At 75.1% G+C, this 13,070-nt stretch carries 13 protein-coding genes; 7 read left to right on the top strand and 6 right to left on the bottom strand.

Translation table 11 applies throughout. The features are described 5' to 3' along the window. The 3 genes from ACFUK0_RS36900 to ACFUK0_RS36890 form a co-directional block, all read left to right on the top strand. The coding region (locus ACFUK0_RS36900; RefSeq protein ID WP_380257825.1) for an ABC transporter permease at window positions 1-816 on the top strand (816 nt) is incomplete at its 5' end. Window positions 817-847: 31 nt separating this feature from the next. Next, a complete protein-coding gene (locus tag ACFUK0_RS36895; RefSeq protein ID WP_380257823.1) occupies window positions 848-1,927 on the top strand; it encodes an ABC transporter ATP-binding protein in 1,080 nt (359 codons plus the stop codon). A 343-nt stretch (window positions 1,928-2,270) separates the two neighbouring features. After that, window positions 2,271-2,894, top strand: coding sequence for a DUF4328 domain-containing protein (locus tag ACFUK0_RS36890; protein WP_380257821.1), 624 nt, complete (start codon window positions 2,271-2,273; stop codon window positions 2,892-2,894). Window positions 2,895-2,908: 14 nt separating this feature from the next. Here the strand turns inward: ACFUK0_RS36890 and ACFUK0_RS36885 are convergent, their stop codons facing one another. Together ACFUK0_RS36885 and ACFUK0_RS36880 are read right to left on the bottom strand one after the other, a co-directional pair. Further along, the gene (locus ACFUK0_RS36885; RefSeq protein WP_380257819.1) at window positions 2,909-3,565 is read right to left on the bottom strand and encodes a response regulator; all 657 of its coding nucleotides are present in this window, start codon (window positions 3,563-3,565) and stop codon (window positions 2,909-2,911) included. Continuing rightward, window positions 3,562-4,791, bottom strand: a complete 1,230-nt coding sequence (locus ACFUK0_RS36880; protein ID WP_380257817.1) for a sensor histidine kinase — start codon at window positions 4,789-4,791, stop codon at window positions 3,562-3,564. Before ACFUK0_RS36880 ends, ACFUK0_RS36885 begins: the two co-directional genes overlap by 4 nt. A 131-nt stretch (window positions 4,792-4,922) precedes the next feature. On the opposite strand from ACFUK0_RS36880, the gene ACFUK0_RS36875 reads away from it, so the two are divergent. Then, the gene (locus ACFUK0_RS36875; protein ID WP_380257815.1) at window positions 4,923-5,834 is read left to right on the top strand and encodes an ABC transporter ATP-binding protein; all 912 of its coding nucleotides are present in this window, start codon (window positions 4,923-4,925) and stop codon (window positions 5,832-5,834) included. Continuing rightward, entirely contained in the window at window positions 5,831-6,688 is an 858-nt protein-coding gene (locus ACFUK0_RS36870; RefSeq protein ID WP_380257813.1) for an ABC transporter permease, read from the top strand. The genes ACFUK0_RS36875 and ACFUK0_RS36870 overlap by 4 nt, the downstream gene beginning before the upstream one ends. 28 nt (window positions 6,689-6,716) lie before the next feature. Here ACFUK0_RS36870 and ACFUK0_RS36865 read toward each other — a convergent pair whose 3' ends face one another. Both ACFUK0_RS36865 and ACFUK0_RS36860 read right to left on the bottom strand, forming a co-directional pair. Further along, window positions 6,717-7,373 (bottom strand): response regulator, encoded by a 657-nt coding sequence (locus tag ACFUK0_RS36865; RefSeq protein WP_380257811.1) that lies wholly within the window; start codon window positions 7,371-7,373, stop codon window positions 6,717-6,719. Beyond that, complete coding sequence (locus tag ACFUK0_RS36860) at window positions 7,370-8,575, bottom strand: sensor histidine kinase (RefSeq protein ID WP_380257809.1); 1,206 nt, start codon at window positions 8,573-8,575, stop codon at window positions 7,370-7,372. Before ACFUK0_RS36860 ends, ACFUK0_RS36865 begins: the two co-directional genes overlap by 4 nt. Before the next feature lie 160 nt (window positions 8,576-8,735). Here ACFUK0_RS36860 and ACFUK0_RS36855 point away from each other — a divergent pair, with 160 nt between their 5' ends. Beyond that, entirely contained in the window at window positions 8,736-9,650 is a 915-nt protein-coding gene (locus ACFUK0_RS36855) for an ABC transporter ATP-binding protein (RefSeq protein WP_380257807.1), read from the top strand. Continuing rightward, the gene (locus ACFUK0_RS36850) at window positions 9,647-10,402 is read left to right on the top strand and encodes an ABC transporter permease (RefSeq protein WP_380257806.1); all 756 of its coding nucleotides are present in this window, start codon (window positions 9,647-9,649) and stop codon (window positions 10,400-10,402) included. Before ACFUK0_RS36855 ends, ACFUK0_RS36850 begins: the two co-directional genes overlap by 4 nt. 285 nt (window positions 10,403-10,687) lie before the next feature. On the opposite strand, the gene ACFUK0_RS36845 is transcribed toward ACFUK0_RS36850, so the two are convergent. Next, window positions 10,688-12,241: a PucR family transcriptional regulator gene (locus ACFUK0_RS36845; protein ID WP_380257804.1), complete on the bottom strand. Its 1,554-nt coding sequence runs from the start codon at window positions 12,239-12,241 to the stop codon at window positions 10,688-10,690. Window positions 12,242-12,305: 64 nt separating this feature from the next. Continuing rightward, a complete protein-coding gene (locus ACFUK0_RS36840; protein WP_380257802.1) occupies window positions 12,306-13,022 on the bottom strand; it encodes an aminoacyl-tRNA hydrolase in 717 nt (238 codons plus the stop codon). Window positions 13,023-13,070 lie beyond the last annotated feature (48 nt).

The following is a 13,070-nucleotide window of genomic DNA, read 5'->3' as shown; positions in this document are numbered from 1 at the left end:
GACGGCCCCACCCCGGGCCGCCCGCGCCGGCGGCGCACCCGGCGCATCCCCGTCACCCTGCTGCTGCCCGCCCTGCTCGGCCTCGCCTTCCTGGTGCTGCCGCTGGTCGGACTGCTCGTCCGGGCGCCCTGGAGCGACCTGCCCGCCCAGCTCTCCAGCCCCGAGGTGTGGGAGGCCCTGCGGCTCTCGCTGTTCTGCGCGACGGCGGCCACCGGGGTGTCGCTGGTGCTCGGGGTCCCGCTCGCCTGGCTGCTCGCCCGGACGGACTTCCCCGGCCGCCGGCTCGTCCGCGCGCTGGTCACCCTGCCCCTGGTGCTGCCGCCCGTGGTCGGCGGCGTCGCCCTGCTGCTGGTGCTCGGCCGCCGGGGCATCGTCGGGCGCTGGCTGGACTCCGCGTTCGGCATCACCCTGCCCTTCCACACCTCCGGCGTGGTGCTCGCCGAGGCCTTCGTCGCGATGCCGTTCCTGGTGATCAGCGTGGAGGGCGCGCTGCGCGCCGCCGACCCCCGCTACGAGGAGGCCGCCGCCACCCTCGGCGCCTCCCGGCTGACCGCGTTCCGCCGCGTCACGCTGCCGCTGATCGCGCCGGGCATCGGCGCGGGCGCCGTGCTGGCCTGGGCCCGGGCGCTGGGCGAGTTCGGCGCGACCATCACCTTCGCGGGCAACTTCCCGGGCAGGACGCAGACCATGCCGCTCGCGGTGTACCTGGCCATGGAACGCGACCCCGAGGCGGCGATCGCACTGAGCCTGGTGCTGCTGCTGGTCTCCGTCGCCGTCCTGGTCGGCCTGCGCGACCGCTGGATGTCCACGCCATGACCCCACGCCACCACCCCGGGACGCCGACGCCATGACCACCTCCACCCCCAGCAGCGGCACCGGCCTCGACGCCCGGCTGCTGGTCGAGCGGGCCGCGTTCCGCCTCGACCTGTCGCTCACCGCCGCCCCCGGCGAGGTGGTCGCGCTGCTCGGCCCGAACGGCGCCGGCAAGTCCACCGCGCTGCGCGCCCTCGCCGGGCTCCTCCCGCTGACCGGCGGCCATCTGCGCCTGGACGGCCGCACCCTGGAGGACCCGGAGCAGCGCCTGCACACGCCCGCCGAGGAACGCCCGGTCGGCGTGGTCTTCCAGGACTACCTGCTCTTCCCCCACCTCAGCGCCCTCGACAACGTGGCCTTCGGCCCGCGCTGCCAGGGCCGCCCCAAGCGGGAGGCCCGCGCCGAGGCGGCCGGCTGGCTGGAGCGGATGGGCCTGGCCGGCCACGCCGGTGCCAGGCCCGGCAACCTCTCCGGCGGCCAGGCCCAGCGCGTCGCCCTGGCCCGGGCGCTCGCCGTCCGCCCCCGCCTGCTGCTGCTGGACGAACCGCTGGCCGCCCTGGACGCCCGCACCAGACTCGACGTCCGCTCCCAGCTCCGGCGCCACCTGGCCGAGTTCGAGGCGGTCGCCGTGCTGGTCACGCACGACCCGCTGGACGCGATGGTGCTGGCCGACCGCCTCGTCGTGATCGAGGACGGCCGCCAGGTGCAGGCGGGCTCCCCCACCGAGATCGCCCGCCACCCGCGCACCGACTACATCGCCCGGCTGGTCGGCCTCAACCTCTACCAGGGCACCGCCGACGGCCGTACGGTCACCCTCGCGGACGGCCCGGTGGTCGCCACCACCGAGGAGCTGACCGGCCCGGCCTTCGTGGCGTTCCCGCCCTCGGCCGTCACCCTGCACCGCACCCGCCCCGACTCCAGCGCGCGCAACGTCTGGCAGCTGCGCGTGGCCGGCCTGGACCTGCACGGCGACCAGGTCCGGGTCGACCTCACCGGCGAACTCCCGCTCGCCGCCGACCTCACCCCGGCCGCCACCGCCGCCCTCGACCTCGCCCCCGGCACCCCCGTCTGGGCCACCGTCAAGGCCACCCAGACCCACGCCTACCCGGCCTGAGGCCGGCCGGGGCCGAGCGGCGGTCGAGCGGCGGTCGAGCGGCGGTCGAGCGGCGGTCGAGCGGCGGTCGAGCCTGGGACGATCTGACCCGGATCGGCCCGATATGGCCCCTGGCCTGGGCATTTACCATTGGCGGCAGGCCACGGAACGGGCCTGGAGTGCGCCCGGTCGCCCCCAGTCGCGGGCTTCGGTCTGCAAGGGGAGTCACCCGCCATGCTCTGTTCGACCTGCCGCACCTGGCCGGCCGTCACCACGAACAACCGCTGCACCGCCTGCGCGGGCTCAGCCTTCAACTGGCCGGTGGCCTACCGCTCGCCGAAGACGTGGATGCCCCGTCACCGTCGTGTTCCTGGGCGTGTGCGCCGCCCTGCGGGCCGCCGTCCTGGCACTGGACGGGTACACCTACGGGCTGCTCGACGACCTGCTCTCCGGTGCCCCGGTGCCGGACCTGGACGTCTTCGACACCGTGGAGCGGGCCGCCACGGTACTGGGCAACGTCCACTGGGGCGCCGTGGTCGTCACCGGGATCGCGTTCATCACCTGGTTCCACCGGGTCCGCGCGAACGCCGGGCTGTTCTCCCCCAACGGGCACCGGCACAGCCAGGGTTGGGCGATCGGCAGCTGGATCACCCCCGTCCTCCTGTTCTGGGTCCCCCGGCGGATGGTCTCCGACAGCTGGCTGGCCAGCACTCCGCTCGGCCCCGACGGCGAGCGGCAGTACGGCTCCCACCGCCTTCTCAACCTGTGGTGGCTCACCTGGATCGCCTCCGTGGTGACCACGCGGATCGCGAACGCCTGGGCGACCGGTGGCAACACCCGGGAGATCCGCACCGCCCTCGGCATCGCCGTGGCCTCGGACCTGCTGGAGCTCACCGCGGCCGGGCTGGCGATCGCCCTGGTGGTACGGCTGACCGCGATGCAGGACACCCGCGCCGTGGTGAACCCCGCCCACCCGCCGGCGCAGTGACCCCCCCGGCCGGCTCACCGGGACGCCGCCACCAGCCCCATCTCATAGGCGATGATCACGAGTTGCACCCGGTCACGGGCGTCGAGCTTGGCCAGCAGCCGGGTCACGTAGGTCTTCACGGTGGCCACGCTGATCACCAGGTCGGCGGCGATCTCGGCATTGGACCGGCCGCCGCCGACCAGGGTCAGCACCTCGCGCTCGCGGCCGGTGATGCCCTCGGCCGTGCGCGGCGGGGGCGCCGGGGCGGGGCGGCCGGCGAACTCCGCGATCAGGCGGCGGGTGACGCTGGGCGCGATCAGGGCGTCCCCGGCGGCGACCACCCGGACGGCCGCGAGGATGTCGTCCAGCGCCATGTCCTTCACCAGGAACCCGGACGCTCCGGCGCGCAGCGCCGCGTACACGTAGTCGTCGTCGTCGAAGGTGGTCAGCACGACCACCCGGGCGGGGCCGGCTCCGGCGGTGATCAGGCGGGTGGCCTCGATGCCGTCCATGCCGGGCATCCGGATGTCCATCACCACCACGTCGGGGGCGAGTTCCCGGACCAGCCGGACGGCTTCGGCCCCGTTGCCCGCCTCCCCTGCCACGTCGAGGTCGGGGGCATCGGTGATGACCATCTGCAGGGCGGCGCGCACCAGCGGCTGATCGTCGACGAGCAGGACCCGGACGGTCATCGGGCACCCGCCGGCACGGGCAGGCGGGCCGCGACGCGGAACCCGCCCCCGGGGCGCGGTGCGGCGGAGAAGTCCCCGTGCAGCAGGGCGACCCGCTCACGCATCCCGACCAGGCCGTAGCCGGCGCCCGCGACCTGCCCGCCCCCGGCGCCGCCCCGTCCGCTGTCGACGACCTCGATCGACAGCTGCGACTCCTGCTGCTCGACCGACACCCGGCAGTGGCCGGTCCCCGCGTGCCGCACCACGTTGGTGACCGACTCCTGGATGATGCGGAACGCCGAGAGGTCGATGTCCGGTGGCAGCGGACGCCGTTCGCCCTCCCAGGTGACCTCGACCCGGACGCCGGCGGCCGTCGTGGTGGCGGCCAGCCGCTCGACGTCGGCCAGGCCCGGCGCCGGGTGCAGCGGGGCCTCCGCCCCGTCCTGGCCGTCCAGTTCGGCCTGGCGGAGCGCGCCGAGCATCCGCCGCAACCCCGACAGCGTCTCCCGGCTGGCGGCCTCGACCTCGCCCAGCGCGGCCCGCGCCCGGGCCGGCTGGCTGTCGAAGACCCGGTGCGCGGCGCCGGCCTGCAGGGCGACGATGCCGATGGTGTGCGCCACCATGTCGTGCAACTCGCGTGCGATCCGCAGGCGTTCGGTGATGACCGCCTGGTCGGCGGCCCGGGCGCCCAGCTGCTCGGCGTGGTCGCGGGACTGCCGTGACGAGTGGCCGACGAACCAGGCGACGACGGCGGTCAGGGTGACGGCCAACTCGGTGGAGGTGCCGATGGCGAAGCCGATCAGCAGTCGCACGGCGGAGAACCCCGCCACGGTGAGGACCGCCAGGGCGAGGGCGGTGAGCGAGGTACGGCGGGGGCGGGCGGCCGCGACGGCGCAGAGCGCGATGTCGACGGGCAGGAACTGCAGGAAGTTGATCTCCGACGAGTTCATCGCCATGGCTCCCCAGACGGACCCGGCGGTGATCAGGGCGGCGGCGGGCAGCGCGCGGCGGTGCAGCAGGACGCTGCCCGCCACGGTCACCACGGCGGCCGGGGCCAGGAACACCCACTGCGGGGCCAGCCAGTGCACGCTGAAGCTGATCGGGAACGCGTGGGGACCGTAGTCGCCCTCCCCCGGCAGCCTGACCAGGATGAGGAACGAGTACACCGTGGCCGCGCACCAGGCGAGGGCCGTCCAGACCCCCGGCGGCACGCGTCTGATCAGGGGGAGAGGCGGCGTGGCGTCCATCCGCCGATCGTAACCGCGTGCTCCCGGCCGGGCATCGGACCACGGTTGTACAACCACGGTCCACCGCCGGCCGCCGAATGCCACCGCCGGGCCGATGCCGTGCGGGCGCCCCCCACGGCACGGTTGGCAACGTGATCGAAGTCAACGGACTCACCAAGCGCTACGGCGCGACCACCGCCGTCAACGACCTGACCTTCACGGTGCACCCCGGGCGGGTCACCGGGTTCCTCGGCCCCAACGGTGCAGGCAAGAGCACCACCCTGCGGATGGTCCTCGGCCTGAACGCACCGACCAGTGGGAGCGTCACCGTGAACGGGCAGCCGTTCCGCGGGCATCCGCGCGGGCTGCGCCACGTCGGTGCGCTGCTCGACGCGGGCGACGTGCACGGCGGACGCAGCGCTGCCGCGCACCTGGCGGTGCTGGCCCGCAGCAACGCGATCCCGCGCGGCCGGGTCGCGGAGGTGCTGCGGGAGGTCGGCCTCGCCGAGGCCGCCCGGCGCCGGATCGGCGGGTTCTCGCTCGGGATGAAGCAGCGGCTCGGCATCGCCGCCGCGCTGCTCGGCGACCCGCCGGTGCTGCTCTTCGACGAGCCGCTGAACGGGCTGGACCCGGAGGGTGTGCTGTGGGTGCGGGGTCTGTTCCGCCGCCTCGCCGCCGAGGGCCGCACGGTGCTGGTCTCCAGCCACATGATGCGCGAGATGGAGCACACCGCCGACCAGTTGGTGGTGATCGGCCGGGGCGAGCTGATCGCCGACCGGAGCCTGGCCGAGTTCGCCGGCCGGGGCGCCGGCCCGACCGTCTCCGTCCGGACCCCCGACCCGGCCGCACTGACCGGACTGCTGGCGCCGGAGGGCGCGTCGGTGCGGCCCGCCGGCGACGGGGCGCTCACGGTGACCGGCCTGGCCGCCGCACGGATCGCCGAACTCGCCTTCGAACGCCGCCTGCTGCTGACCGAACTGGCCACCCACGCCGTCTCGCTGGAGCAGGCGTTCATGGAACTGACCGCCGACAGCGTCGAATACCCCGCCGGAGAACCGCGATGACCGCACCCGTGACATCCGCCCGCCGCTGGGCGCCCACCCCTGCGCCAAGGGCGCGGTTCGGCGACCTGCTGGCCGCCGAGTGGCTCAAGCTCCGGTCGTTGCGCTCGATGCGCTGGGCCTTCCCGCTCAGCGCGCTGGCCCTCGTCCTGCTCAACGCGAACGCGGCGGTCGCCGACTACCAGAACTGGCCGCGCTACGACGAGGGGATCCGGGCGAACTTCGTCCCTGGCTGGGCGTACCGCGACGCCTTCACCAACAACAGCGGCATCTCGCTGATGCTGATCGCCGGCAGCCTCGGCGCGATCACGCTCGTCGGCGAGTACTCGACCGGCCTGGTGCGTACGTCCTTCGCGGCCGTGCCCGCGCGCCGCGCCCTGCTGTCGGCCAAGGCGGCCGTCCTGACGGCGGTCATGCTGGTGTACGGCGCCGTCATCTCCGTGGTCTCGTTCCTGCTGTCCCAGGCGATCCTGTCCGGACGGGACATCGGCCTCTCGCTCGGCCACCCCGGCGCCTGGCGCGGGGTAGTCGCCTCAGCGCTGCTCGCGCCGGTGTGCGCTCTCGTCGGGCTGGGCCTCGGCGCTCTCGTCCGGCACAGCGCGACCACCGTCGTCACGGTGGTGACCGTCCTCCTGCTGGTGCCGAACTTCCTCACCCCGGACCGGTACTGGTCGGCCGTGGTCTACCACCTGTTCCCGTTCCGAGCCTGGCAGCGCCTGGGTCAACTCGACTCACTGGACGGAGGGTTCCACGAGCGGTACCCGTCGACGCCCGGCGGGGCGTGGCTGGTGTTCCTGCTCTGGCCGCTCGTCTCGGTCCTGGTCACCCTGGTGGTGGTCGACCGCCGCGACGTGTAGCCGCGCGGCTCCCGGCGGGGCCCGTCCGTCAGGCCCCGTCCGGTGCCACGAAGCCCGACTCGTACGCGGCGATCACCGCCTGGGTCCGGTCCCGGGCGCCGAGTTTCGCCAGCACGCTGCTGACATGCGTCTTGACGGTCTGCACACCGAGGAAGAGCTGCCCGGCGATCTCGCTGTTGGACAGGCCCCGCGCCACCAGCCGCAGTACCTCGGCCTCCCGGTCGGTGAGGGCGGCGCGGGTCATCGCCTCCCGGGCCGGAGTGCTGCCGTGGCCGGCGGCGAGCCGGCGGATCGCCGCCGGGAACAGCAGCGACTCCCCGGCCGCCACCAGCCGCACCGCGTGGGCGATCTCGGCCGGGCGGGAGCGCTTCAGCAGGAAGCCGTCGGCGCCGGCCCGCAGCGCCTGGTAGACGTAGTCGTCGTTCTCGAAGGTGGTGACGACCAGGATCTTCGGCGGCTGCTCGCAGCCCTCGATCAGCGCGCGGGTCGCGGTCAGCCCGTCCGTACCGGGCATCCGGACGTCCATCAGCACCACGTCGGGTCGCAGCGTCCTCACCAGGCCGAGTACTCGGGAGCCGTCGGCAGCCTCGCCGACGACCCGGAGGTCGCCCTGCGCCTCCAGCACGGCACGCAGACCGGCCCGGACCAGCTCCTCGTCGTCCACCAGCAGGATCGTGATCATCATGCCCCCAACCGTACGGGCAGCCGCACCGCGAGCACCCACTCGTCGTCCTGCCGGCCGGCCGTCGCCGCGCCGCCGAGCAGGGTGGCCCGCTCGACGATTCCGCGCAGCCCCTTCCCGCCGCCCCGGCGCGTACTCCCGCCGCCGGCACAGACGTTGACGCAACTGATCTCCAACTGCCCGTCCCGGACGGTGATCCGCACGATCAGCGGCTCGCCCGGCGAATGCCGCAGCACATTGGTCACGGCCTCCTGGACGATCCGGTACGACTCGCGCGAGAGCACCCCGGGCAACTCGCCGGCCGGCACGTCGATCCAGGCCTCCACCGCGCTGCCGGCGGCCCGCGCGGTCTCGAACAGGCCGGGCAGCCGGTCGATCCCGGGCTGTTCGACGGCCGGACCGCCGGGGCTCTCGCGCAGCAGGACGAGAGTGCGTTCCAGGTCGTCCATCGCCCGCCGGCCGGTCTCCTCGATCACCTCCAGCGCCTTGGCCGTGAACACCGGATCGGCGACCTCGCGGGCCGCGCCCGCCTGCAGCACGGTGACCGTCAGGGCGTGGCCGATCGAGTCGTGCAGCTCCCGGGCCAGCCGGTTGCGCTCCAGCAGGCGCTCCGCCCGCCGCTCGGCCTCGGCCAGGCGCTCGACCGGCGAGGGGCCCAGCAGCCGCACGGCCATCGCCAGTTGCAGACGGCCGGCCCAGACGATCAGCCAGCCCGCGCCGAACAGCACCACCGGTGCGAGCACCGGGTACAGCGCCTCGCCGCTCACCGGCAGCGTCCACCCGTACAGGACGAGCGCGTCGTCCCGCGCCGGGGCGGTGAGCAGCAGGACGGCGGCGGTGAGGGCGTGGACGCTGAGCAGGCCGGCGGTCATGCCGAGGGCGACCCGGCCGATCAGCCAGGCCGCCGTACGCCGCCGGTCGCGCCATCCCCGGGACGGCTCCGCGCCGATGTCCTCCTCACGGGCCGGCATCAGCAGCAGCCTGGCCTGGACGCCCTCGGCCCGGCGCATCGCCGGAACGGTCGCGGCGAGCGCGAGCAGCACGCTGTCGACGGCGGCGCCCGCCGTCACGATCCGCAGCAGGCTGACCTCCTCGGTGCCCGGGTAGACGAGCAGGACCACCCCGGCGAACACCATGCCGATCAGCAGGTGCAGCCACCGGGCGTAGGTGGCGGCGGCGAACAGCGGGGCGAGGATCCTGGGCATCCCGCCATCGTGCCGGTTCAGGGCTCTGCGCCGCCTCCCTCCCGGGAGTGAGACCGGTCCACTCCCCGGCGGGATCCGCCCGGCCCGCCCGTCCGGTCGAATGGGCCCCACGAACGACGGGCCCCACGAACGACGGGCCGGACGAGTCAGGGAGGCAGTCATGATCGAGGTCCAGGGCCTCGGCAAGGTCTACGGGGAGACCGTCGCCGTGGACGGTCTCAGCTTCGAGGTCCGGCCCGGCGTGGTCACCGGGTTCCTCGGGCCGAACGGCGCCGGCAAGACCACCACCATGCGGATGATCCTGGGCCTGGACCGGCCCACCACCGGGCGGGCCCTGGTCGCCGGCCGCCCGTACGCCGAGCAGGCCGACCCGCTGCGCCTGGTCGGCGCACTGCTGGACGCCCACGCCGTGCACGGGGGCCGCACCGCCCGGGGCCACCTGCGCTGGCTGGCCCACAGCAACGGACTGCCGGACTCCCGGGTGGACGAGGTGCTCGGCCGGGTCGGCCTCGCCGAGGCGGCCCACCGGCGGATCAAGGGGTTCTCGCTCGGCATGCGCCAGCGGCTCGGGGTGGCCGCCGCCCTGCTCGGCGACCCGGCGGTGCTGATGCTGGACGAACCGGTCAACGGCCTGGACCCGGAGGGCATCCGGTGGATCCGCACGCTGCTGCGCGGTCTGGCCGCCGAGGGGCGGACGGTCCTGGTCTCCTCGCACCTGATGACCGAGATGGCGCTGACCGCCGACCACCTGGTGGTCATCGGGCGCGGCCGGCTGCTCGCCGACCTGGGCACCGAGGACTTCATCGCCCGGCACGGCCGCACCCGGGTGCGGGTCCGCGCGGTGGACCCGGCGAAGCTGGCCGCCCTGCTGCGGGGCACGGGCTCCGGGCTGGCCGCCGAACCGGTGGCGGACGGCGCGTGGGAGATCACCGGCGCCGAGCCCGAGCGGATCGCCGCGCTCGCGGCGGCGGGCGGCGTGGTGCTGTACGAGATCGCGGTCCAGCAGGACTCCCTGGAGGAGGCTTTCATGCGGATGACCGCCGACAGCGTCGAGTACCGGGCGGTGGCGGCATGACCACCGCGACCACCGCGACCACCATGACCGTGCTGCGCTCCGAGTGGACCAAGCTCACCACCCTGCGCTCGCAGTGGATCACCCCGCTGGTCGCCGCCGGTCTCACCGTCGGCCTCGCACTCGCCGTGACCCTCGCCTACGGCACCGTGGACGTCTCACTGACGGAGGACCAGAGCGTAGGCATCTACTACGGGCTCAACTTCGGCCAGGTGGCGGTGGCCTGCTTCGGCATCCTGCTCATCGGCCAGGAGTACGGCTCCGGCACCATCCGCACCTCGCTGACGGCGGTGCCCCGGCGGGGCCGGCTGTACAGCGGCAAGCTGCTGCTGGGCACCGGCACCGGGCTGCTGCTGGGCCTGGTCTCCACCGCCGGCGCCTTCCTCGCCGTCGGCTCGGTGGCCGATGTCGACCTGGGCGCCCCGGGCCTCGGACGCAGTGCCGTGGCGGGCGTGCTCTACCACCCGCTGCTGGTGGTCATCTGCCTCGGTGTGACGGCCATGCTGCGCAACCTGACGGCGGCGATGGGCCTGCTCACCCCCGTGATCTTCCTCGGCACGCCGCTGCTGAGCGCCGTCCCCGGCGTGCGGGAGGTGGTGCAGTTCCTGCCCGACCGCGCGGGCCAGTACGCCCTGCGCCTCAAGGAGGACCCGGCCGTCCACTACGGCCACTGGACGGGCCTGCTGATCATGGCTCTGTGGGCCGGTGCGGCGGCCTACGGCGGCTGGCGCGCCCTGCGCCGGCACGACGCCTGAACAACGGCCTGAACAACGGAGGGCGCAAGTACGGGAGTCCGGGGATTCCTCCCCGGACTCCCGTGGTACGGGCATCGTCACGTCCCCCGTCGTGCCCGTCGCACCACAACGGCGGACCGCTCCGCGCCGCTCCGGATTCACCCCCGTGCCCGGAGCCGCGCCGCGGCGGCCCGCCCGGGCCGCGCTCCCATCCTGGACGACGGCCCGCCGCGGCGACAGCTTCGTTCTGCACAGCGAAGCGGCCGCGCGGTAGCCACCTGCCCAGTCAACGGCCGGCGTCCGGCCTCACCGGGCGGCCCGGCCGGTGATGTGCCCGGCGAGCCAGAGGTCGTACTTCGCGCTCGGGGGCTCCAGCAGCGAGCGCTGGAGCAGCCCCTCGACCCGGACCAGGCGTTTGCGCAGCGCCGGGGCACTGATGCCGAGGGCTGCCGCGGCGGGCGCGACCCGGGCGTCGTGGGCCAGCCAGGCCCGGACGCTGTCGGCCGCGGCCGGCGGACCGGCAGCGGTGAGCGGGCGCCACAGTGCCTGCGCCCAGTGCTCGGCGGCGGTCCCGAACAGCTCCTCCAGCCCGGCCGGGCCGTCGGTGACGGCGGTGACAGCGGTGGCGGTGGCGGTGGCGGTGGCGGTGGGCTGCTCGCCGGCGGGCGGCTCGGTCTCGGTGGGGATGCCGCGCAGCCGAAGAGCGAGGGCGGCGGTGGCCTGGCCGGGGAGGCGCTCCAGATCCAGCCCGAGCAGCTCCTCGACCCGGCGGATCCGTGCCGCGAGCGTGTTGCGGTGCACCTTGAGGTGACGGACGGCCGCAGGGCCGAAGTGCAGCCAGGACATCAGGGTGCCCAGCAACTCGGGCCCCGCGGGATCGGCCCGGCGGACGGGCGCGTACTCGGCGACCGGGCGCAGCAGCCGCCTCGCCCAGACGGCGCCGGCCGGGCCGAGCAGCGGTGCGAGGTCGCCGTACCGGTCGAAGACCACCTGACGGCCGGGGGCGGAGCGGGCCGCGGCCAGCGCGTGGAAGGCCTGCTCGTAGCCCAGGGCCGTGCCCCGCAACGGCACGACGGCGCTCATGCCCACCGCGCAGTCCGCACCGCCCGCGTCCCGGTCGCCGGCCGCCGGGGTGGGCACCGCCGGGGAGATGACGATCAGGTGGCCGGCGTTGACGGGGCACGGCACGATCCAGGAGCGGTCGCCGGTGGCCCGGTCCCACGCCGCGGCGATCTCGGCGCGCCTGGCGGCGGGCCCCTCCACCACCCGGACCCGGACGGGATCCGGCAGCACGGGCCCGAGCGCCCCCGCGATCCGGTGCGCGGGCGGCAGCTCCCCGATCATCAGCAGGTGCAGGACCGCCTCCCGGCTGCGGGCGTCCGCCACGGCCGAGCGCCGCCGCTGCCGGGCGGCCTCCTCGACCTGCCGGCACAGCCCCGCCAGCCGGGCGGCGTCCGCCAGCAGGCGGGGCAGTCCGGGCGGTCCCTCCCCCGGGCCGACGGCCGCCAGGACGGACCGGGCCTCACCCGAGTCGGCCGCGACGAACCAGCCGGTCACGCCGTCCCGGTCGATCCGCGCGGCATCCGTCCCCTGCGACCGCATCAGGGCGACGCCCTCGGCGGCCAGCGGTGGCACCGGCCGGGCGCCGCCGCCCGGCCCGGCAGCGGCGTGCAGCACGGCGCCGTGTGCGTCCAACAGACCGGTCCACCGGCCGCCGCGCCGGGCGAGCCAGCCCAGCAGCGCCGCCGTACCGTCGGCACCCAGGGCCAGCCGGTGCATCGCCAGCAACTGCTCCGCCCTGCCTGCGGCCGGCCCGGAGTCCGTGAAGTCCCCGGCCGGGTGGTCCGTCAGTTCCGGCACCGGCCATCTCCCTGTCGATCCGTCCGGCCGCTCCCGCAGAGCGGCGGCCCTGCCGTACCCGTCGCTACACCGCCCGCAGCGCCGGGTGGTCGGCGACGACGGTGGAACTGCCGGGGGCGATCTCGGTGAAGCCCGCGTCCTGGACGAGCGGCAGGCCGCTCGCCGTCAGCCGGACCCAGGAATCCGGCGTGGCCGTCCGGACGGCGAGGGCGAAGCCGCTCCCGGCCCACTCCTTGCGCTGCGCGTCGTCGAGCCGCCACCAGGCGAGCTGGGCGGCGTGGCCGGTCTGCGCCATCGTCTTGCCGGCGCTCATCTCCAGCTCCGGGTTGAGCCAGAGCACGGGCACTCCGGGCTCGGGGGCGGCGAGCGGCCCGGTCTCCTCCAGGTCGGTGCCGGACACCTGGAGCTTGGCCAGCTCCTTGGGCCAGCCGTCCAGCGGGACGGGCACGAAGACCCGCACCTCGGCGGTGGCACCGGTCACGGTGATACCCGGCAGCTCGCCGGCCTTGCGCCACTCCCCGCCCCTGGCCCGGCGGACCACCTTGCGGATCCGGGCGTCCTCCCAGGCGGCGACCCGCTCGGCCCACTCGCCGTCCGGCTCGGTCACCCGGGGGTCGCTCAGCAGCGTGAGCACGGCGCGGGCGGAGGTCTCCAGCGCATCGGTGCGGCCGGGCGGGTCGGTCCGCTCCAGGCGGACGAGCAGCGGCAGCACGTACTGCGGGTTGGCGTCGCGCTCGCTGGGCGCGGCGGCGGGGCTGGGGGCTTCGAACGGCGTGGTCACCCGTCAAGGATGCCAGCCGGCCGTGGCCGGCCGGTCACCGCGGTGACC

Source organism: Kitasatospora sp. NPDC057223 (assembly GCF_042669755.1).
GTDB lineage: Bacteria > Actinomycetota > Actinomycetes > Streptomycetales > Streptomycetaceae > Kitasatospora.
This window is presented reverse-complemented; position numbering and strand designations above follow the sequence as displayed.